13 protein-coding genes and 1 tRNA gene are annotated in these 21,184 nt (G+C 68.6%); 9 read left to right on the plus strand and 5 right to left on the minus strand.

The features are described 5' to 3' along the window. Positions 1-134: 134 nt before the first annotated feature. Together HPO96_RS24290 and HPO96_RS24295 are read right to left on the minus strand one after the other, a co-directional pair. Positions 135-665: a hypothetical protein gene (locus HPO96_RS24290; protein ID WP_238355455.1), complete on the minus strand. Its 531-nt coding sequence runs from the start codon at positions 663-665 to the stop codon at positions 135-137. A gap of 156 nt (positions 666-821) precedes the next feature. Next, the gene (locus tag HPO96_RS24295) at positions 822-1,787 is read right to left on the minus strand and encodes a GNAT family N-acetyltransferase (RefSeq protein ID WP_171676314.1); all 966 of its coding nucleotides are present in this window, start codon (positions 1,785-1,787) and stop codon (positions 822-824) included. 103 nt (positions 1,788-1,890) lie between these two features. Here HPO96_RS24295 and HPO96_RS24300 point away from each other — a divergent pair. Further along, a tRNA-Met gene (locus HPO96_RS24300) sits at positions 1,891-1,967 on the plus strand. 47 nt (positions 1,968-2,014) lie between these two features. Here the strand turns inward: HPO96_RS24300 and HPO96_RS24305 are convergent. Further along, a complete protein-coding gene (locus tag HPO96_RS24305) occupies positions 2,015-3,148 on the minus strand; it encodes an amidase (RefSeq protein ID WP_171676316.1) in 1,134 nt (377 codons plus the stop codon). 132 nt (positions 3,149-3,280) lie between these two features. Here HPO96_RS24305 and tcuA point away from each other — a divergent pair, with 132 nt between their 5' ends. The 6 genes from tcuA to HPO96_RS24335 all read left to right on the plus strand — a co-directional run bounded on the left by tcuA (position 3,281) and on the right by HPO96_RS24335 (position 8,464). Beyond that, entirely contained in the window at positions 3,281-4,729 is a 1,449-nt protein-coding gene (tcuA, locus tag HPO96_RS24310; protein WP_171676318.1) for an FAD-dependent tricarballylate dehydrogenase TcuA, read from the plus strand. Between the two features lie 81 nt (positions 4,730-4,810). Continuing rightward, positions 4,811-6,121, plus strand: coding sequence for a lysine N(6)-hydroxylase/L-ornithine N(5)-oxygenase family protein (locus HPO96_RS24315; RefSeq protein WP_171676320.1), 1,311 nt, complete (start codon positions 4,811-4,813; stop codon positions 6,119-6,121). Then, the gene (locus HPO96_RS24320) at positions 6,121-6,342 is read left to right on the plus strand and encodes an MbtH family protein (RefSeq protein ID WP_171676322.1); all 222 of its coding nucleotides are present in this window, start codon (positions 6,121-6,123) and stop codon (positions 6,340-6,342) included. Before HPO96_RS24315 ends, HPO96_RS24320 begins: the two co-directional genes overlap by 1 nt. 39 nt (positions 6,343-6,381) lie before the next feature. Then, complete coding sequence (gene panD / locus HPO96_RS24325) at positions 6,382-6,795, plus strand: aspartate 1-decarboxylase (protein WP_171676323.1); 414 nt, start codon at positions 6,382-6,384, stop codon at positions 6,793-6,795. Positions 6,796-6,881: 86 nt separating this feature from the next. Then, on the plus strand, positions 6,882-7,628 hold the full coding sequence (dapB, locus tag HPO96_RS24330) for a 4-hydroxy-tetrahydrodipicolinate reductase (protein ID WP_171676325.1): 747 nt from the start codon (positions 6,882-6,884) through the stop codon (positions 7,626-7,628). After that, complete coding sequence (locus HPO96_RS24335) at positions 7,628-8,464, plus strand: alpha/beta fold hydrolase (protein WP_171676327.1); 837 nt, start codon at positions 7,628-7,630, stop codon at positions 8,462-8,464. Before dapB ends, HPO96_RS24335 begins: the two co-directional genes overlap by 1 nt. Here HPO96_RS24335 and HPO96_RS24340 read toward each other — a convergent pair. Beyond that, on the minus strand, positions 8,415-9,077 hold the full coding sequence (locus tag HPO96_RS24340; RefSeq protein WP_171676329.1) for a 4'-phosphopantetheinyl transferase family protein: 663 nt from the start codon (positions 9,075-9,077) through the stop codon (positions 8,415-8,417). The two genes, HPO96_RS24335 and HPO96_RS24340, sit on opposite strands and share 50 nt — an antisense overlap. 57 nt (positions 9,078-9,134) lie before the next feature. Between HPO96_RS24340 and HPO96_RS24345 the strand changes: the two genes are divergently transcribed. Together HPO96_RS24345 and HPO96_RS24350 are read left to right on the plus strand one after the other, a co-directional pair. Beyond that, positions 9,135-10,775, plus strand: a complete 1,641-nt coding sequence (locus HPO96_RS24345) for a (2,3-dihydroxybenzoyl)adenylate synthase (RefSeq protein WP_171676331.1) — start codon at positions 9,135-9,137, stop codon at positions 10,773-10,775. Further along, positions 10,765-11,982: an FAD-dependent oxidoreductase gene (locus tag HPO96_RS24350; protein ID WP_171676333.1), complete on the plus strand. Its 1,218-nt coding sequence runs from the start codon at positions 10,765-10,767 to the stop codon at positions 11,980-11,982. Before HPO96_RS24345 ends, HPO96_RS24350 begins: the two co-directional genes overlap by 11 nt. Here HPO96_RS24350 and HPO96_RS24355 read toward each other — a convergent pair. Continuing rightward, positions 11,975-21,154 (minus strand): non-ribosomal peptide synthetase, encoded by a 9,180-nt coding sequence (locus tag HPO96_RS24355; protein WP_171676335.1) that lies wholly within the window; start codon positions 21,152-21,154, stop codon positions 11,975-11,977. The two genes, HPO96_RS24350 and HPO96_RS24355, sit on opposite strands and share 8 nt — an antisense overlap. Positions 21,155-21,184: the final 30 nt, after the last annotated feature.

The raw sequence follows: 21,184 nt of genomic DNA on the forward strand, positions 1-21,184 counted from the left end.
CACCGCCGCACGGCGTCGTATCAGGTAGCCCTGGTACGACGCCCACGGCGAACCCCAGGGCGGTGATCACGACTACGGTCGAGGTCACCGCCCGTTTTGTTCAGCAACCGGCGATGGTTGCCGTGGGCATCGGGTTAGGGCTCGGGGTGGAAGCCGACTGCGGTCGCGATCAGCTCCTCCTCGGGGAAGCGGTCGCGGTCGATGGAGACTTCGGCGGCGAGGCCGGGCTCGATGAAGTAGAAGACTTCGTTGTCGATGGTGAGGGCGTTGTAGGGGCCGACCTTGAGTGGGGTTGGCTGCCAGGTGGCGGGGTCTCGCTCTTCGTACTCGACGAGGAAGGCTTTCAGGGCTTCCAGATCGGTGAGTTTGGCACCGCGCAGGGTTTTGACGGTGAGGTCTACTTTGAATGCGCCTTGCGGGTCTGGGCCGGTCTCCCAGACTCGGCTGTGGAAGATGACGTCCTCCCACTCGTACTCGAAGTCGCTCGGGGCCCCGATACCGCCGGGGAGATGCTCGATCACGAAGCCGTCCACGGTGGGTGTCCTTTGCTCGATCGACGGGAAGGCGGCGGGCGGCGCCGAGGGGCCGGCGGCTGCCGCGGTGGCGGTCGCCCAGACGCCCAGAGCGGCGAGCGCCACCGCACTCCGGGCCACGATACGGCGCATCCGCGGCCGGAGTGGGGAACGAACCGAAGATCGCGACATGGTTGCCTCCTGATCACCTCGGCGCCGCGACCCGGGCGGCGCCTCTTGCCCAAGAAGATGCACCGATCGCGGGCCGTTCCGGCCGGCCGATTCCGGATCTGTGGACAACTCGGCCGATCAGTGGCCGATCAATCGGTGCAAGCGGTGGAAGGTCTGTGCGAACCCGAGCGCGGGCCACGCGCGCGACGACAGCAGGTTCGTCACTCGCCAGTCGGTGACGACGGAGTCGTAGCCGGTCTCGGCCGACCAGTTCAGCACCGCTTCGCCCAAGGCCCGCCCAGCGCCCAGACCACGCGCTTCGGGCAGCACCGCGGCGAAGCCCAGGAAGCCGGCGTTGTCCGGCTGCGACAGCCCGCTGTGCGTACTGCCGCGCTCGATCGACGTGCCGGTCGCCGATCCGATCACCCGCCCGTTGCTCTCGGCCACGAACGTCGCGGAGACCGGATCGTCGAAGTCCTCCTCCCACTCGTCGATCGCCTCCTGCAAGCTCGGCAGCGTCCCGGCCGCGAAGACCGGAGACAACCCCTGATGCTGCGGCAGCGCGAGGTCCAGCTCCGCGAGCACCGGGATATCGGCGCGGACGGCGCGTCGTACGAGCACCCCTGCGCGCGGCGGAATCGGCGTCGCGGGCACCGGCTGAATCGCGTGCGCGTGCTGGGAACCGAAGGCGAGCCGGAACCACGCATCCAGCAGTTCGGCATCGTCCGGCACCAAGGTGTAGTGCGCGATGCGTCCTTCCGCAACCCACTTGACCGCCGCAGCGCCGTACAGATCTCTGATGTGCTCCGGCGTCCGCACCGCATGACCCGCCGCCTCCACCCAGACGTTCGGACCCCACACCGGCGACTGCTTCGGTGCCCCGAGCAAATACCCGGTCACCTCGCCGCCCTCGCGCAGCACGGCCCCCGATGCATCCGCAGACTCCCAGATCGCCGTCACCTCGACCAGCGCGCGCTGCGGATCCTCGTACGCAGGCGACAGCAGCGGATGGCGCTTACGATGCGCACGATGCCGCTCCGCCAGCAGCACGGCCGCAGCCGGCAGATCCGTTGTTTCGAAGGGCCGGATGTCGAGTCGGGACATACCCGGACGGTACGCCGCGCCCCTCCGCTGCGACACGGCTTTTCGGGCACGCCGGTAACTGATTTGGTTGCCCAGCCCGAATCCACTAATCTAAACCCAGCGACGCGGGGTGGAGCAGCTCGGTAGCTCGCTGGGCTCATAACCCAGAGGTCGCAGGTTCAAATCCTGCCCCCGCTACCAAAGGAAGAACCCCGGCCAGATAAGTCTCTGGCCGGGGTTCTTCGCGTTCACCCGGCCAGCTGAGCGGCGATGGCGAGCAGGTCGTGTTCGTGGCCGTGGCGCGCGACGAGTTGGAGGCCGACGGGTTCTCCTGCGGGGGTGTGACCGGCCGGGATGCTGATGGCGGGGTGGCCGGTGATGTTGAAGGCCCAGGTCAGCGCGACGCTGTAGGTGGCGCCGGGGCCTTCGTGTCCGTGCGGCGGGTTCGGCGTGGTGGGGGTCGCGAGGAGATCGTGGCGTGCGAAGTACCGGTCGAGGTCGTGGCGCAGGGCGGCGGCGCAGGCCGGGTCGGCGCCGGCCCGCAGCGCGGCCCAGCAGGTTGCGGGATCGGTGAGTCTCAGGTCGGTGTCATGGACGTCGATCTGGTCGTGCGCGGCCAGCGCGATGAGGCGATCGAATGCGGTGCTCGCGACGTGATCGTCGGTCTGGGCGAAGCCGAGCGTCCGCGACCAGCCGGTACGCATCGGTGTCGCGAGTGGCTCGGGTGCGCGGTAAGGAGCGTCGGTGAGTGTGGACAGATAGAGCGCGGCGTCGGTGGCTGTGCGGGCGAGTGGGCCGGCGATGTTGAGTCCGGCGCGGTCGCGGGCGGGTGCGGTGCCGTTGGTCGGTTTGAGGCCGATGATCGAGCACCAGGCGGCGGGGATCCGGATCGATCCGGCGCCGTCGCTTCCGGTGGCGATCGGCACCATGCCGGCCGCGACCGCGACCGCGGATCCTGCTGAGGAGCCGCCAGGGCTCCACTCCGGATTGTCCGGATTGCGGGTCGGACCGCGGTCTGAGGAACCCCAGGTCTGCCAGATCGGGCCAGGGCCGGGAGTGGTAGTGGCCCCGACCGGGACGCAGCCTGCGGCCAGGAGCCGGGTGGTCTGGAACGCCCCCAGACCCTCGGTGGCTTTGACACCGATGGGAACCCCGGCCAGCGGCAGGTGTTCGCCGGCGCGGATTTGCCGGTCCACGTCGTCGGCATGGCGGGCTGCTGCTTCGGGCCACAGCTTGGCGAAAGCGCGTAGTCGCTCGTCGTGGCGGTCGATCTCTGCCTGCGCGGCCCGCAGGGTGTCGTGGGCCGACAGGTCACCGGCGCGGACGGCCGCTGCGATCTCGACGGCGCTGAGCCGTGGGTAGTGCGGGAGGTTGCTGATCATCGCTCCCGCCCATCCTGCCCGGTTCCGGAGTCAGTGGTCGAGAACACATGACCATTCAATTTAGGTAAGGCTAAGCTCAGGGCTGCGAGTCGGCTGATCGCCGAGAAGTGGGGTTGTCGGTGGGGAGTGGACATGCGCGATCCGGAGGTTGTCGTGGTGGGCGGCGGGAACGCCGGCTATTGCGCAGCCCATGCGGCGGCTGAGCGTGGGCGGCGGGTGGTGCTGTTGGAGAAGGCGCCGCGGGCGGACGCCGGTGGGAACAGCTATTACACGCTGGGGTCGACCCGGATGGTGCATGACGGGCTCGACGATCTGATCGAGGTGCTCGAGCCGGACGAGCGGCATGCGCGGACCGAGGTTCCGCCGTACTCGGCGGCGGAGTTCCTGGACGATCTGGAGCGGGTCACCGGCGGCCGAGGGGACAAGGAGCTTGCCGAGGCTGTCGTCGAGGGCTCGCGGGATGCGGTGCGCTGGCTGCACGGATTGGGGCTGCGGTTCCAGCTGATGTACGACCGGCAGGCTCATGAGCAGCCCGACGGGACGTTCGTGTTCTGGGGCGGATCGCATCTCAGCAACGTCGACGGCGGCCCTGGGCTGATGGCGGTTCACGAGCAGATCGCGGCGCGGCTCGGCGTCGAGGTGCGCTACGACAGTGCGGTCACCGGGCTGCTGACCGAGGGGGACGCGGTCGTCGGCGTCCGGATCGGCACCGAAGAGCTTCGGGCGGAGTCGGTGGTGATCGCCAGCGGCGGTTTCCAGGCGAACGCGCAGTGGCGACAGCAGTATCTGGGCGACGGCTGGCAGCACGCGAAGGTGCGCGGGACGCCGTACAACACCGGCGACCTGATCAGCGCTGCGCTGGAGATCGGTGCGGACCGCGGTGGCGACTGGTCTACCTGCCACAGCGTTCCGTGGGACGCGTCGTACCCCGAGAACGAGAGCAACCGCGCGCTGACGAACCGCCTCAGCCGGTACGGCTATCCGCTCGGCATCGTGGTCAACCGCCGCGGGCAACGGTTCCTCGACGAAGGCGCGGACTTCCGGAACTACACGTACGCGAAGTACGGCAAGGTGATCCTCGATCAGCCGGGTTCGGTGGCCTTCCAGGTGTTCGACGCGACCTCGCGCGCGATGCTGGCCGCGTACGAGTACGAGATGCCCGGGATCAACCCGGTGGTCGCCGACAGCCTCGAAGAGCTTGCGAGAGCCATGGGGGTCGATGTCGATGGATTCGTGCGGACGGTAAGGGAATTCAACGCCTCGATCGACACCAGCCGCCCCTTCGACCCGACGATCAAGGACGGCCGCTGCGCGTCGGTCCAGCCCGTCAAGAGCAACTGGGCCGCGGCGATCGAGACCGCGCCGTACTCCGCGTACCCGGTCACCTGCGGTATCAGTTTCACCTTCGGTGGCCTCCGCGGCGACGTCGACGGCCGGGTGCTCGACCGATCGGACGTGCCCATCCCCGGTCTGCTCGCCTGCGGTGAAACCCTCGGCGGGCTCTTCAGCGGCAACTACCCGACGGGCGCCGGCCTGACGGCGGGCATGGTGATCGGCCGCCGGGCGGGCGCACTCGCGTGAGACGTCTCATGAGACCACTAAAGATAGGCTTGCCTAAGTTGTTGATGCTATCGTCACCCCTCGATGAGGGGGTGAGGCGCCATGGATGAGTTGAGTGCTGAGGTCGACATCCTCGGTATCGGTTTCGGACCGTCGAACTTGAGTCTGGCGATCGCGATCGAGGAAATGAACGATCGGCGTCCGGACGGCGGGCGCCTGACGGCGCGGTTCGTCGACACCCGGCCGCGGTTCGGGTGGCACGACGGAATGCTGTTGCCGGGCGTGACCATGCAGATCAGCTTCCTGAAGGACCTGGTCTCGATGCGGACGCCGACGAGCTCGTTCACGTTCCTGAACTACCTGCAGGAGCAGGGCCGGCTGACCGACTTCATCAACCTGAAGACGTTCTTCCCGACCAGGCGTGAGTTCCACGGCTACCTGAGCTGGGCCGCGAGCCGCATCGGCGTTCCGGTCTCCTACGGCACCAGGGCGACCCGGATCGACTGGAACGGCGAGAGGTTCGAAGTCACGCTCGAATCCGTGGACGACGCCGCCCAGGTGACGCGGATCGCGGCGCGCAATGTCGTGCTCGGCTCCGGTATCCGGCCGGTGCTGCCAGAGGGGATCGCGCCGGGCCCGCGGGTGTTCCACAACCATCAGCTGCTGAACAGGCTGGCCGAGTTGCCCTCGCGGCAGCATGGTCGCTTCCTGGTCGTCGGGTCCGGGCAGAGTGCGGCCGAGGTCGCCGCGTACCTGCACGATTCGTATCCCGATGCCGAGGTGCACGCGTCTTTCCGCCGGTTCGGCTACTCGCCGTCCGATGACACGCCGTACGCCAACCGCATCTTCGATCCGCAGGCGGTCGACGAGTTCTACACGGCGCCGCCGGAGCTCAAGCAGCGGCTGCTGGACTACCACGGCCAGACCAACTACTCCGCAGTCGACGCCGACCTCATCAAAGACCTGTACCAGCGTGAGTACGACGAAAGCACGCGCGGCGTCCGCCGGCTGATCGTGCACCGGGTCACCGAGGTCGAGCGGCTGAGCGAGGGCGCCGACGGCGTCACGGTGACGATCCGCGACCTGGGGGACCGGGGCAGTTCGACACTCGAGGTCGACGCCGCGGTCTTCGCCACCGGCTTCCGCGCCGCGGACACCCGCAGCATGCTCGGTCCGAGTATCGACGCGTCGTCCTCGTTCGAGGGTGAGCTCCCGGTCGTCGAGCGGGACTACCGGCTGCGGCTGCCCAGCGTTCCCGGGCTGATCTTCCTCAACGGCGGAGTGCAGCACAGCCACGGGTTGACGTCGTCCCTGCTGTCCAACGTCGCCGTCCGCGCCGCCGACATCCTGCGGGCGGTCACCGAGGATCACCACGCCACCCAGCAACGCCTATCCGCCGAGGAGCAGTACTGATGGCTCAGAACCCGTTCGACGACGACAACGGCGCCTTCTACGCGCTGGTCAACGGCGAGGAGCAGCACTCGTTGTGGCCGACATTCAAGCCGGTCCCGGCCGGCTGGAGCATCGCGTACGGCGAACCCGGCGGCAAACCGCGCCAGGAAGTTCTCGACTGGATCGACGAGCACTGGACGGATATCCGCCCGAAGTCGTTACGCGACCAGATTTCCCAGTAGCACCCACCCCTGCACGACCAACTGATAGAGGAGCCGGACATGCTTCGCGAAGTCCTGGGCGGGAAAATCCACCGCGCCACGGTCACCCAGGCCGACCTGCACTACGTGGGTTCGCTGACCCTCGATGTAGAGCTCGCGCAGGCCGCCGGCCTGATCGAAGGCGAGAAGGTCCAGGTCGTCGACATCACCAACGGGGCACGGCTCGAGACCTACATCATCAACGGGCCGGCCGGTAGCGGCGAGATCTGCATCAACGGCGCGGCGGCCCATCTGGTCCACCCCGGCGACCTGGTGATCATCATGTCCTTCGTGCAGGCCGAGGAGGCCGAGCTGATCGGCTACGAGCCCAAGGTCGTGCACGTCGACGCGAACAACCGCATCATTGCCTTGGGCAATGACCTTGCCGAGCCGGTGCCCGGCGCGGCGGACCAGCTCTCGTCGCGACTGGGCTGAGTCCCGCGCTCGCCCCGCTCCCAGGTCTCAATTCGTGAGACTCAGGACACTGGAGCGGGGCGTTCAACTTAGGTTAGGCTACCCATATGAATCGAATTGCTGTGGTGGGGTCCGCCGGGCGCATGGGCGTGGCGTCGGTCCGTGCCATTGAGGCCAGCTCCGATTTGACCGTCGTCGCCGAGATCGACATCGACGACGACGTCCAGGACATCGTCGACGCCAATGCCGATGTCGTGCTCGTGTTCTCGCCGCCGGATGTCGCCCACGAGCAGGTGCAGTGGTGCATCAAGCAGGGCAAGCACGTCGTGGTCGGGTCGTCCGGTTTCGACGAGCGGTCGGTGGAGCAGATCGGCGCCGCGCTGGTCGACCACCCCGAGGTCAGCGTGTTCGTCGTGCCGAACTTCTCCGTCAGCGCGGTGCTGATGGCCAAGTTCGCCGCTCAGGCCGCGCCGTACTTCGAGTCCGTCGAGATCATCGAGATGCATCACCCCGGCAAGGTCGACGCGCCGTCGGGGACGGCGCAGCACACGGCCGAGATGATCGGCCGGGCGCGGGCCGAAGCGGGGTGCGCCCAGTCGCCCGATGCCACCTACCTCGACCCGCACGGCGTGCGCGGCGGGCGGATCGAGGGCGTGTCCGTACACGCGGTCCGCGTTCGTGGGTTCATGTCGTCCCAAGAGGTGCTGTTCGGCGTCGACGGCGAGATCCTGCGGCTGCGCTACGACTCGGTCACCCGGGAGTCGCTGATGCCCGGCGTGCTCACTTCGCTGCGCGCCGTCCCGACTCTCACCGGCGTGACGGTCGGCCTCGATGCGGTGCTGAAGCTGGGCTGATGCCGGTCCTGGCACTGGCCGACCTGGAGTTGCGATACGACGTCGCCGGCGACGGTGACCTCGTCGTCCTCGTGATGGGGACCGGCGCGAAGGGCAACGTCTGGACCTTGCATCAGGTCCCGGCCCTGGTCCGCGCCGGTTACCGGGTGGCGACCTTCGATGCCCGCGGGATCAGCCCGATGCAGGTGACCGAAGGCTTTCCCCGGATGACGATCGACGACCTGGTCGACGATCTCGCCCAACTCATCGAGCACCTCGGCGCCCCCGCGCATGTGGTCGGTACGTCGCTGGGCGCCCGCGTCGTCCAGGAGTTGGCGTTGGGCCGCCCAGAGCTCGTTCGGCGCGTGGTCGCGATGGCTGCGCACGGGCGACTCGACGAGGTGAACCGGCGGCTGACGGCCGGAGAGCGGCTGCTCTTCGATACGTCCGTGGTGTTGCCGATCGAGTACAAGGCCGCGCTCGACGCGATCCTGAACCTGTCGCCCGCGACCTTGAACGATGCGGGCAAAGCGCGGGACTGGCTCGACATCCTCGCCTACTCGTCAGGTCCGATGGACGCCGGTCGGCGCGGTCAGCTGGAGCTCTCCGCCCAGCTGGAGAACCGGCTGCCGGCGTACGGCGCGATCGCGAAGCCGTTGCTGGTCATCGGGTTCGCGGACGACCGAGTCATTCCGACCTATCTGGCCCGTGAGGTCGCCGACGTCGTACCGGGCGCGCAGTACGTCGAGATTCCCGATGCCGGCCATTTCGGCTACTTGGAGCAGCCGGCGAAGGTCAATCAGGTTGTCATCGACTTCCTGGCTGATGAACCGCCGTCAGCACATGGCCACCCGTGACCGACCAGCGCCCGTCGAACCCGGCGATCGCCGTACCGGGGAGCAGGATCCGCCCGGTGAAGGTGCCGTGCTCCGGGTCGATGACGAGCTCGCAGTCGGTGAAGTCCAACCACGCCTGCGTCAGCGGATACCAGGCCTTGTAGATGCTCTCCTTGGCGCTGAACAACACCCGTCCCCAGTGGATCGCGGGGTACTCGGCCGCGAGCCGGCGCAACATCGGGACCTCCGCGGCCACGGTGACGCCCTGGTCGACCCCATCGGGGAGTGGCTGGTGGACTTCGGCGTCGATGCCGATCGACGCGATCCGCGGAGAGCTCGTGACCGCCGCGGCGCGATACCCCTCGCAGTGTGTGAGGCTGCCCACCACACCGTCGGGCCAGAGCGGCTCGCGGTCTTTCCCGTTGCCGATCGGTGCCGCCGGATGACCGAGCCGGGCCAGGGCTTCGCGGGCGCAATGGCGGACCGTCGCGAACTCCGCACGCCGCTTCGGTACGGCGCGCGCGATCGCCGCGTACTCCGCCGGTAACAGCGTGTGGAGGGGGACGTCGCTGGTCTGCTCGACGACCTCGACGTCGTCCGGTAGCAGCGCCGAGATCCCAGTGCGGCCGCGCATTTCGTTAGGGTAGCCTACCCTTTGCGGGTTGGGAGGCAGCCCGTCGAAGGGAATCCCATGAGCATCGAACCGCTGGCCCTTGACGGGGTCGTTCCGTTCCCGCCGGAGACGGCAGCCGAGTACGTCGCCGCCGGGCACTGGCGCGATCAGACGCTGCCGGAGCTCCTGTTCGCGACCGCGGAGCGCCTTCCCGACAAGCTCGCCGTCATCGACCGCAAGGCCGAGCTGACCTACGCGCAGCTCACCGAGGAGGTGCTGCGCCTCGCGGCCGGTCTGCAGGAGCTGGGGCTGCAGCGCGGTGATCGCGTCGTGGTGCACCTGCCGAACATCTACGAGTACATCGCCTTCGTCTTCGCGCTGTGGGAGATCGGGGCGGTGCCCATCGTCGCTCCCGTCGCGCACCGCCGGGCCGAGATCGAGCACTTCATCGAGATCGGCGAGGCGCGCGCCTACATCACGGTCGCGTCGGACAGCGGCACCGACCTCGGCGCGATGGCTGCCGAGCTGAAGGAGCGGTGGCCGCACCTGGAGCACACCGTCGTCCTCGAACGGGACGGCGGCGGCGCCGAGTACGAGGCGCTGCAGTCGAAGGGATCGCTGCCGCACGCGCGCCGGGGCAACCCGCAGGACGTCGCGCTGTTGCAGATGTCCGGCGGTACGACGGGCGTGCCGAAGCTGATGCCGCACACCCACCAGACCTACGGCTACGCGCTGCGCCGCAGCGTCGGCGAACGCGGTATCACCGAGCGCACCGTGCATCTGCTGGTGATCCCGATCTGCCACAGCATGTCGACGCGGTCGCCCGGCTTCCTCGGTGCGTTCAGCGTCGGCGCGACCATCGTGATCGCGCCGAACGGCAGCCCCGACACGGCGTTCCCGCTGATCGCGAAACACGGCGTGACCCGCGTCTCGCTGGTCCCGCCGATCCTGCTGGCCTGGCTGAACTCCTCGCTGCGCAAGTCCTACGACCTGTCCAGCCTGCAGGTGCTCATGTGCGGCGGCGCGAAGCTGGTCGAAGCGGTGGCGAGCCGGGTCGAGCCGGAGTTCGGCGTCCAGCTGTCGCAGAGCTTCGGGATGGGGGAGGGCCTGGTGGTCAGCAACCCGGCCGACGTCGACCGGGCCACCAGCGTGCGCTACCAGGGCCGGCCGGCCTCGGCGGCCGACGAGATCCAGGTGATCGATGACGAAGGCAACGAAGTGCCGCCCGGCGCGCCCGGCCACCTGCTGACTCGCGGACCGTCGGTGATCCGCGGCTACTACCGCAACCCCGAGCAGAACGCGCTGGCGTTCACCAGCGACGGTTTCTACCGCACCGGCGACATCGTCGAGCGCGACGAGCGCGGCTTCATCCGGGTCGTCGGCCGGTCGAAGGACCAGATCAACCGGGGCGGGGAGAAGATCGCGCCCGAGGAGCTGGAGAACGCGCTGCTCACCCATGACGGCGTCCACAACGTCTCCGTCGTCGGTATCGACGACGACGTACTCGGCGAGCGCGTCAAGGCGTACCTGATTCCCCGGACGCCGGAGAGCGCGGCCGACCTCACATTGGGCAAGCTGCGCCAGTTCCTGCGCGACAAGGGCCTCGCGACGTTCAAGCTCCCGGATGTCGTGGAGGTCGTCGACGAGTTCCCGTACACGGCGGTCGGCAAGGTCAGCAAGCGGCTGCAGCGCGAGCTGAACCAGGCGCATGGCGGCTGAGACCCGTCGTGTTGTCATCGCGGGCGCCGGCCCGGTGGGAATGGTCTGCGCGCTGGCGCTGAATCGGTGCGGTGTGCCGGTGACCGTCTTCGAATCGGAGGCGGCGCCGGTACCGGACCAGCGCGCGGCGACCATCCATCCGAGCACGCTGGAGATGCTCGACGAGTTGGGCGTCACCGAGCAGATCCGGGAGCACAGCCTGCTCTCGAGCACCTACCGCTTCCACGACCGGCCGACCGGAGAGGTCGTGGCGGAGTTCGATCTCGGCCGGCTGAAGGACGAGATCCGGTTCCCGTACGTCCTGCAGTACGAGCAGTACAAGCTGACCGCCGCCATCGCCGCGGCCTACGCGAACGAATCCGACTTCGATGTCCGGTTCTCGCACACGCTGACCGGTCTGACCGATACCGCGAGCGGTATCGAAGTGGAGTACACCTCGCCGGCCGGCCCCGAACGCATCGCGGCCGCCTATGTGGTCGGTTGCGACGGCGGCCGCTCGACCGTCCGCAAGCTCGCCGGGATCGAGTTCGAGGGATTCACCTATCCCGAGCGGTTCATCAAGATCGCGACCAGCTTCGACCTGCAGACCATCAAGCCGGAGCTGTCGTACCGCAACTACTTCTCCGACCCCAACGAGTGGGCCAACGTGTTCAAGGTGCGCGGAGAGGCGCCGGAAGGGCTCTGGCGGGTGATCCTGCCGATCGGCCCCGAGGAGGACGACACCACGGCGTTGTCACCGGCGCGCGTCGAGCAGCGGCTGCAGAAGTTCCTGCCGCAGGACGGCGAGTACCACGTCGAGTACCGCAACGTGTACGGCGTCAATCAGCGCGTGGCCGCGACCTTCCGCCGCGGGCGCATCCTGCTGGCCGGTGACAGCGCGCACGTCAACAACCCGATCGGCGGCATGGGGATGAACGGCGGTATCCATGACGCGATCAACCTGACGGAGAAGCTCGCGAAGGTGCTCGCCGGTGCGAGTGCCGACCTGCTCGACCTCTACAGCCGGCAGCGCCGGCACGCCGCGGTGAACTACGTGCAGGCTCAGACGATCGCGAACAAGCGGTTACTGGAGGAGCGCGACCCCGAGGTCCGCCGGCGCAACTTCGACCAGCTGCGCCGGACGGCGGAGAAATTCGAGACCGCGCGCGCATACATGCGACGCGCGGCCCTCTTCGACAGCCTTCAGGACGCCGCTGCCATCACCTGAGCAGGAGCTCGGTGAGCAGCGGGCCCCACTTCGGGATCCCGGAATCGGGCTCGAGGATGGACTGGTGGTCTTCGTCCGCGGCGACGAAGAACGAGTAGTTCGTCAGGTAACCCTCCCAGCCCAGCGCGTCCTCGCGACCCAGCTCCGCCACTCGGGCCCCGTGCGTCGCGGACGACGCGACCACGAGGGTCCGGATGGCGAGCGTGCCCCGCGTGGGCTCCGCGGTCAGCACGTCGCACCGGAGACCGGCCGTCTCGACCGCCTTGAGCTGCCGCGCGTCGGCGAGCAAGGCGTCGTACGCCTCCTGGCCGAAGGCCTTCAGCATCTCGTCGCGCATCGACTCGGCGGTGCCCGGCCGTTCGAGGCGCTCCGCCTCGTTCTCCGCGCCGGCGGGCATGGCGTCCACGATCACCAGGGATTCGACGCGCTCGCCCCGGCCGAGGAGCTGACGGGCCACGGCGTACATGATGTGCGCGCCGTACGACCAGCCCACCAGCTCGTACGGGCCGTCCGGCTGCAACCCCTGGATGACGTCGGCGTAGGTCGACGCGAGGTCGTCGAGGTCGTCGAACTCGATCTCCAGGCCGGCGATCGCCGGATCGTCGATCCCGACCAGGCCGACACCGTCCGGGAGGTACTTCGCCAGTTCCCCGTACATGAACGAGGCGCCGAACTTCGGGTGGGCGCAGAACACCGTCCGGCCGTTCAGGGACGGGACCAGCCGGGTCGCGATCGCGGAGATGGCGACGTCCGGATCCGCATCCGGGTGCAGCTTCCGGTCGATGACCGAGCTCAGCTCGCCGATCGTGGAGGCGGTGATGACGTCGCGCATCGCGATATTCGCCGGGAAGGTGCGGTTCAGCTGGGAAGCGAGCCGCATGGCCGCGAGCGAATGGCCGCCGAGCCGGAAGAAGTCGTTCCCGGCTCCGAGCTCCAGGCCCTCGTCCAGGTCGAGTACGGCCCGGAAGATCGCGGCCACCGCGAGCTCGGTCTCCGACTCGAGCGCCCGGCCCGCGCTGACTCCGGACGCGGCCACATCCGGCGCCGGCAACGCCCGGCGATCCAGCTTGCCGGTCGGCGTGAGCGGGAAGGAGTCCACGACGACCAGCGCGGCCGGGACCATGTAATCCGGCAGGAACTTGGCCAGGTGGTTCCGCAACGGCTCGGTGAGATCGGCGTCCGTGGCGGTGCTGTAGTAGGCCGCCAGTTGCAGACCGGTCGAATGCTCGAAGGCGACCACCTCGGCCCGCGTGACCCCGGGGAACTCCTGGACGACGTCCCGGATCTCGTCCGGCTCGATGCGGTACCCGCGGATCTTGATCTGCTCGTCGGCGCGACCGAGGTAGTCGATCATGCCGTCGTCGTTCCACCGGGCGAGATCCCCGGTGCGGTACATCCGTTCCGCCGGCTCCCACGGGCAGGCGACGAACCGCTCGGCGGTCATCGCTGCCTGCCCCCAGTAACCGCGCGCGGTTCCCTCACCGGCCAGGTAGAGCTCGCCGGCGACTCCGGGGAGAGCGGGCTGCAGGTTCTCGTCGAGGATGTAGGCCCGGGTGTTGAAGATCGGCGTACCGACACTCGACGCCGTGCTGTCGGCCAGGTCGGCGCCGAGGGCGTTGATCGTGTACTCGGTCGGTCCGTAGAGGTTGTACGACTCGACGCCGGGGGCGTCGCGCAGCTGTTGCCAGAGCCGGTCGGGGACGGCCTCGCCGCCGAGGGAGACGAAGACGACCCCAGGCGCGTCCGAGGCCACCGACCGCCCGGCCGGCCGATCGCGGTCCAGGAGCCCTTCTTCGACGAGCAGTTGCCCGTACGACGGGGTCACGTCGAACCCGTCCATACAGACCTCGTCGTAGTGCGCCAGCAGCCGCTGGTGGTCGCGCCGCATCTCCTCGTCGATGACATGCACCTCGTGCCCGTTCAGCAGCCAGAACAGCTGCTCCCAGGAGGCGTCGAAGGAGAACGACGTCGTGTGCGCGATCTTCATCCGGCGGCCGAGCTGGTGATCCACCACCCGATCGAAGATCTTCTCGACGTGGTTGACGTACATGTTCGTCAGCCCGCGGTAGCCGACGGCGACGCCCTTGGGCCGTCCCGTGGTGCCCGAGGTGAAGATGATGTACGCGAGATTGTCGAGCGCGACCGGCCCGCCGCGTTCGGCGTCCGTGATCGGATCCGCAGCGGTCTGCGCCAGGCGATCCAGGATGGTCGCGGTGTCCAGGTTGAGCACCTGGCCGGCTGCGCCGGTGATCCGGTCGACGTCACGGTCGGTCGTCAGCGTGACCGTCGGTTCGGCGACCTCGACCATGTAGTTGATCCGCTCGTCCGGCAGTTCGCAGTCCACCGGGACGTAGGCTGCGCCGAGGGCGAACACCGCGAACATCGCGATGACCGTGCGCTCGTCGCGCGGTAGCAGCAGGGCGACCCGGTGCTCGGGGCGCACGCCCTCCTCCAGAAGCAGGCGAGCGTAGCGGTTCACCTCGGCGGCGAACTCGCTGAAGGTGAACCGGCGGTCTCCGGCGACCAGCGCCGTCTCCGACGCGGACACCTGCACCTGCCGGTGCAGCAACTCGGCAACCGTGACCGGTTCGATCTCGCGGACGAGATCAGCGGGGATACCCGTGTGCGGATCGGTCTCGTCCGGCAACAGTGCCGACAGCATGCCGACCGGCTCGTCGAGCCGGCCGGTGAGACCGACCAGCACCTGCACGTACCGCTGGAGCAGCAGTTCCGCGGCCGACGGCTCGAACACGTCGCGGCGATAGGACAAGCGCACATGCACGGTTGCCGCGCCGTCGCGCTCCTCGGGGTCGACGGCGAACGTCACGGGGTAGTGAGTCGCGTCGTCGACCTTGGCGCCGACGACCTCCAACCCGCCCGTCTCCTTACCGCCGGTCTTGGCCAACGGCATGTTCTGCACCACGAACAGCGTGTCGAACAGCACCGGAACGCCCGCGTTGGTCTGGATCTGGGTCAGTGTGGCCTGCGGATGATCGATGACGCCCAAGAGCTCGGACTGGACCTGGGCGAGCAGCTCCCGATTCGTGGCGAACGGCGGCAGGCTCACCCGCATCGGGACGGTGTTGAACAGCAGCCCGATGATGCGGTCGGCGTCGGCCAACGCCGGCGGGCGGCCGGAGACGGTGTTGCCGAAGACCACGTCATTGCTACCGACGAGCCGGCTGAGTGTGATCCCCCAGGCGGTCTGCAGCAGGGTGCCCGCTGTCACCTTGGCGTCGCGGGCGGCCTGGAACACCGTCGCGGCCTCGGCCGGGGTGAGATCGAGGGTGAGCTCACCCATCGCACCCTGGGCGTCACCGCGGTCGACGAAGTCCGGGCACAGCAATGTCGGGCCGGTCAGCTCGGCCAGGTAGTCGTCCCAGGCCCGATAGGCGGCCCGCGGATCCTGGTCGTCGACCCAGTCCAGGTAGGAGCGGAAGGAGGCCGGTGGCACCCGATCGCCGTACCCCGGATCGCCGTAGCTGTTGAGGATCTCGGCGAGCAGCGAGTTGATGGACCAGCCGTCCAGCAAGATGTGCTCGAAACTCATCACCAGCGTCCACGTTTCGTGGCCGTGTTCGAGCAGCGTGAAGCGGATCAGCGGCGGGGTCTCGAAGTCGAACGGCTCGCCTCGCTCGGCCGCCAGGAACTGCTCCGTGTCCCCGCCCCACTCGTCACTGCGGACGACCCGCACCGGGACCACGACGCCGGCCGGGATCACCTGCACGTCCCCAGGCGGGACGAACGCGGCCCGGAGGTTGGGGTACCTGTTCATCACGCCGGTGATGGCGGCTGTCATCCGCTCGGGGTCGAGAGCTCCCGCAAGCCGCCGGGTGATCTGCGAGACGTAGGTGTTGTGGTCGTCGGACTCCTGGGAGCGCAGCAGGTGATAGAACAATCCGCGCTGCAGCGGAGCCAGCGGGAGGATCTGGGCATCGCGCCCGTACCGGGCCCGGATGGACTCTTCTTCGCCGGGCGTCAGCGTGACGCGGTCGGCGCGCCGCAGCGTGAACGCGGCGCGCCGCTCGCGGCCGGGCGCCGGGACGCCGGCCTCGCTGATCTCCTCGGCGATCGCGGCGGCCAGCGCGCTCGCGTCGACGTCGACAGTGGACGCCGATGCCACCCCGACGCGGACGGCGTTCGCGGCGATGAGGACCTGGACGTCGAGCCCGTCGTCAGCAGGTTCAGGGAGCAGCTCAGCTTCGCTCCGGAAGATGCCGACGCGGATCCGGGGCGCCGGAACGTCATCGAAGAAGCGGCTGAACCGGGCGTGTCCGGCCAGTACGGCGTACTCGGTCGCGCGCTCCGGGCTCAGCCCGAGGACGTCGCCATCGTCAAGCAGGACAGGGAATCCGGGACTGTCGGACTCGTAGAGCTCGACCAGCAGATCACCGTCGGCGATCTCGGCCAAAGCCTTGGCCACGGCTGTCAGTACGACGGAGCGCAGCGAAGTTCCGGCCACGGTCGCAGCGGCTCGGTCGGCCGTACCACTCGAAGCAGCCGCGTCGCCGCGCTGCCGCAGTACCGTGTCGGTCGCGTCCGCGAGCTCGTCGACCCAGTCCTCCCAGAACGGGTCGTCGACGATGGCGGTCAGTTCGTCGTCGCTGTACTCGGTCGCGGTCCGGGCTGCGGTGACGACCATCGGGATGTTCGCCTGATAGGCCGTGACCAGCTCGGTGAGCTTCTCCCGGACCGCGTCCAGCAGTTCCGGATTGCTGGTCTCGCCGACCAGTTCACCGGTGCCGTCGTCGCGGATTGCCAGCTGCAAGTTGCCTGACAGGGCGCGGCTGACGTGGTCGATCGCGGCTCGCCAGACCGGCGCTGCGCTGATGTCGAAATCTGCGAGCGGGAGCTGGAAACGGCGGCCCCCACCTGCGTGGTCGAGACCGTCCCCGGCCCGAACGATCTGAGCGAGCTGCTTGACCGTCACGTCCGGGTGCTGGGCGCCGAGGACCAGGAAGCGTGCGGTGTTCCGCAGCAACCGTGTGGTGGTCTCCGCCGAGAACAGTTCGCGGGCCGCGTTCAGGTTCATCCCGAAGGCGCCGCTGCCCAGTCGCTCGATACTCGACACGAGATCGAACAGTGCGGGCTGAGCCGCGAGCGGCCCGCCCGCGGTGGTCGAAACGTAGTTGCTGAGCGGCGATGCCGCGTCGCCACCGCGATCGACGTACGCGGCCATCACCTGGAACAACGGACTGATCCCCACCTGTCGCGGCGGGTTCACCGCCTCGACGACGTGCTCGAACGGAACGAGCTTGTGGTCAGCGGCTTCGAGCATCCGATCGCGGCAGCGGAGCAGCGTCTGGGCGAACCCGGCGTCGGCGTCGATGTCGGCGCGCACCACGACCGTGTTCACGAAGTAGCCGATCAGGTCCTGCAGTTCGGGCACGTCGCGCAGACTGGCCGGCGTGCCGATCGGCACGGCATCGCCCGCGCCTTCGTCCCAGAGCGCCAAGGAGAACGCCGCAATCAAGGCCTGCAGCGGGGTGGCCTTGTGTTCGACCAGGAACTCGTCGACCGCGGCGGTCTCATCGCTGGTGAGGGACGTCGCAGCGGGCCGGATGGTTCGCTCGTCGGTCCGGTCCCGGGGCTGGTCGAGCGGCAGGACGGTCTCCGTCGGGAGCTCCGACAGCGTGTCCCGCCAGTACCGCAGGTCCGACTGGTAGCGAGATTCGGGATCTTTGCGGCTGCCCAGCACGTGGCGCTGCCAGAGCGCGAAGTCGGCGTACTGCGTCGGCAATGGCGCGAGCGCACTGGGATTGCCGGTGGCCGCTTCGACGTAGAACTTGTTCAGCTCCTGAATCAACGTCCCGAAGGAGTCCGCGTCGGTCACGATGTGATGCCCGTAGGCGATCAGCACATCGCCATCGGCGTGGCGCAGCAGGTGAAACTTCAGCCCGAACTCGGAGGTGAAGTCCAGGGGCAGCGCGGCGACCTGGGCGATCTTGTCGGTGAGGGTCCCGGACTCGACGTTCTCGACTTCCAGCACCTTGGCGTCGGCGTCGGGTTCCGGATGGATGACCTGGCGGAGTGACGAGCTCTCCTCGTCCGGGACGAGGATCGTGCGCAGGATCTCGTGCCGGGTGACGACCCGGCGGACCGCGGTGGCCAGTGCATCCAGGTCGAGCTGCTCGGCTGCTTGCAACACGATCTCGGTCCGGTAGATCGACCGTCCGGCGATCTGCTCGGTGAACCAGAGCGATTGCTGGCCGTAGGAGACCGGGAGGACGCCGGGGCGCGGCAGCTCGCCGATCCGGGGGCCGGAAACCTCGGCGGCTCCGGAGCCGGTGTCGGCGATGCGGGCGAGTGCGCTGATCCGGGGATGGTCGAAGACGTCGCGCAAGGTCAGCGCGGAGCCAAGTAGGGCGTTGGCGCGGGCGACCACGCGGGCGGCCAGCAGGGAGTGTCCGCCGAGACGGAAGAAGTCGCTGTCGACGCTGAGGTCGGCGTCGAGGTGGAGGACGTCGCGGAAGATGCCGGCGAGGGTGAGCTCGGCCTGGGTTTGCGGTGCCCGGCCGGCGGTGATGCCTGCGGTGAGATCCGGTTCCGGGAGTGCGCGGCGGTCCAGTTTTCCGTTGGGGGTAACGGGGAATCGGTCCAGCTGGGTGTAGGTGGTCGGGACCATGTAGTCCGGCAGCGACTGGGCGACGTGCGTCCGCAGCTCGTCGGTCGGCACGGCGTCGCCGGTCACGTAGGCGGCGAGGAACTTGCCGCCGGCCGGGTGCTCCAACGCGACGACTGCCGCGCCCGATACCGCTCGGTGCTGTTCGAGGACGGCGCGGATCTCGGCGGGCTCGATGCGGTAGCCGCGGATCTTCACCTGATCGTCGCTGCGGCCGAGGTACTCGAGTTGTCCTTCGGAGCCCCAGCGCGCGAGGTCGCCGGTGCGGTAGAGCCGCATTCCGTTGTCATTGGCAACGAAGCGCTGGGCGGTGAGGGCCGGGTCGGCGACGTATCCGTCGGCGAGCTGGACGCCGCCGAGGTAGAGCTCTCCGGTGGTTCCGGCCGGTACTGGGCGCAGCCAGCTGTCGAGGACGTGCGCCGTGGTGTTGGCGACCGGTGCGCCGATCTGAAGCTGCCCGGCGGTGGCGTCGCCGGTGACTTCGGTGGAGCCGTAGAAGTTGTGCAATTCTGCTTGTGGTGCAGCCGATTGCATGCTGTTCGCGGTGGCCGGTGTGAGCGGTTCGCCGGAGGAGATCCAATGCTTGAGCGTCGGCAACGGAGCGTCGTGCCGGACGAGGACGTCGGCGAGGCTGGGCACGGTGAGCAGGTGGGTGACGCCATGCCGGCTGATGGTCTCGAGGAGGTCGGCCGGATCCTGGGCGGTTTCGGTCGGGACCACGACGATTCGGGTGCCGGCGATGAGCGGGCCGAAGAGTTCGGTGACGGCGTCGACGAAGCCGAGGCCGCTCTTGGCGAGCGCGACGTCGTCCGGTCCGTAGCCGAGTAGTTGCCGGCCCCAGGTGAGGCGGTTGACGAGGGCGCGATGAGAGAGGGTGACACCTTTGGGGTTGCCGGTGGTGCCGGAGGTGAAGATGACGACGGCTGCGTCGAGGTCGTTCAGTGGCCGCTTCAGCATCGGTGCCGTTTCCGCGCTGGCGTCCGGTACTTCGGTGATCACGACGGCGGGTGCGGCGACGTCGAGGATGTGCTGGATGCGATCTGCGGGGTAGGCCGGATCGATCGGCACGTAGGCCGCTCCGGCGCGCAGGACGCCGGCCAGCGCGACGACCAGGTCGGCCGAACGCGGCATGGTGATCGCGACCCGGTCCCCGACCTGAACGCCCCGCTCGACGAGGTCGGTGGCGAACGCGTTGACCCGGGCGTCGAACTCGGCGTACGTGAGAGCGCCGTCCGCGGTGACGATCGCGACCGCGTCCGGGCTTGCCGCAATCTGTCGGCGGAGCAACTCGTCAACAGTCGCTCTGGGCACCTCGACGGTTTCGCCTTGAGGCTGCGACGAGGTGTCCGGGGTGATCAGCTCGTACAGGGTTTTGGAGCCGTCGAGGACGGTGTCGAGGAAGCGGCCGAACTGATCTGCATGGACGGCGGGCTCGCCGGTGGCCGATCCCGTGGACAGCTCCAGCCGGATTCCGGTGGACGGGGTGCGGTAGATCGCGAGGTCGAGCGAACCGACGGGCCCGGTGCTGATCGTCTCGCTGGCGCCGAGGCTCGCGGTCGAGTCGAAGAGCCGGATGTTGATCGTCGGCAAGGTGAGGTACGACGCCTGGCCGCCCGGCCAGGATCGGGCGATCTGGTGGTCTTCGACCGCGGTGTGCCGCCGCGAAGTCTTCAGCTGGTCTGCGACCACCCGGAGCACGCCTTCGACGGTGTCGTACGGACTGATCGTGGTGACGACGGGGATCGCGCGAGAGATCGCGCTGGGCGTCTTCAGCGCTTCGCGATCGTCACGCAGCATCAGCGGAACCCGGACCGCGACATAGTCACGGCTCTCGGCGAGCGCGGTGTAGACGCCCCACAAGGCGATCAGGGCATCGGTCCAGGTGACGCGGGCGGTGCGGGCGAGCTGCTGGATCCGCGGATAGGCGTCGTCCGGGATCGGGACGGCGACCGGCCGGCTGGACGAGACGAAGACCTCGGACAGGTCGTCGGCCGGGCCGGCGGTTTCGATGCCGAGAATCTCGTTCCAGTACGTGAGATCTGCTGCGGTGCCGGCTTCGTGGGTGAGGTCCTGCAGGCTGCCGAACCAGCGGTCCGGCGCGGGGTCGCCGGAGTAGAGCTCGGCGACCCGGCGGATGAACAGGGAAATGCTGTAGCCGTCGACGAGCAGGATGTTGGTGATCAGGATCCAGGCCCAGCCCTCGTCGCTGCGGCGGACCAGCGTCGATGACGTGGCCGGCTCCGCGGTGGTGGCCGGTGCGGTCACGAGTTGACCGCGGGCCAGGGCCCGGATCCGGTCGTCGCCGTAGCTGGTGTCGACGATCTCGGTCGCGAGCGTCGCCGCCGGATCGACGTACTGGAACGGGACGCCGTCCTCGTCGCCGAAGCGGACCCGCAGGGCGTCGGTCTCGGCGAACGCGGCGCTGACGGCGGCGGCGAACGCGACCGGGTCGATCGGGCCGTTCAGCCAGATCAGCTGGCCCGCGCAGAAGACCGAAGACTCGGGCGCGAGGTTTCGTGCCACCCAGTTGCCCCGCTGGCTCGTACTCAACTGCACACGATCAAAAGCCGTCAACGGACG

The organism is Kribbella sandramycini, from assembly GCF_013131805.1.
Classification (GTDB): Bacteria; Actinomycetota; Actinomycetes; order Propionibacteriales; family Kribbellaceae; genus Kribbella; species Kribbella sandramycini.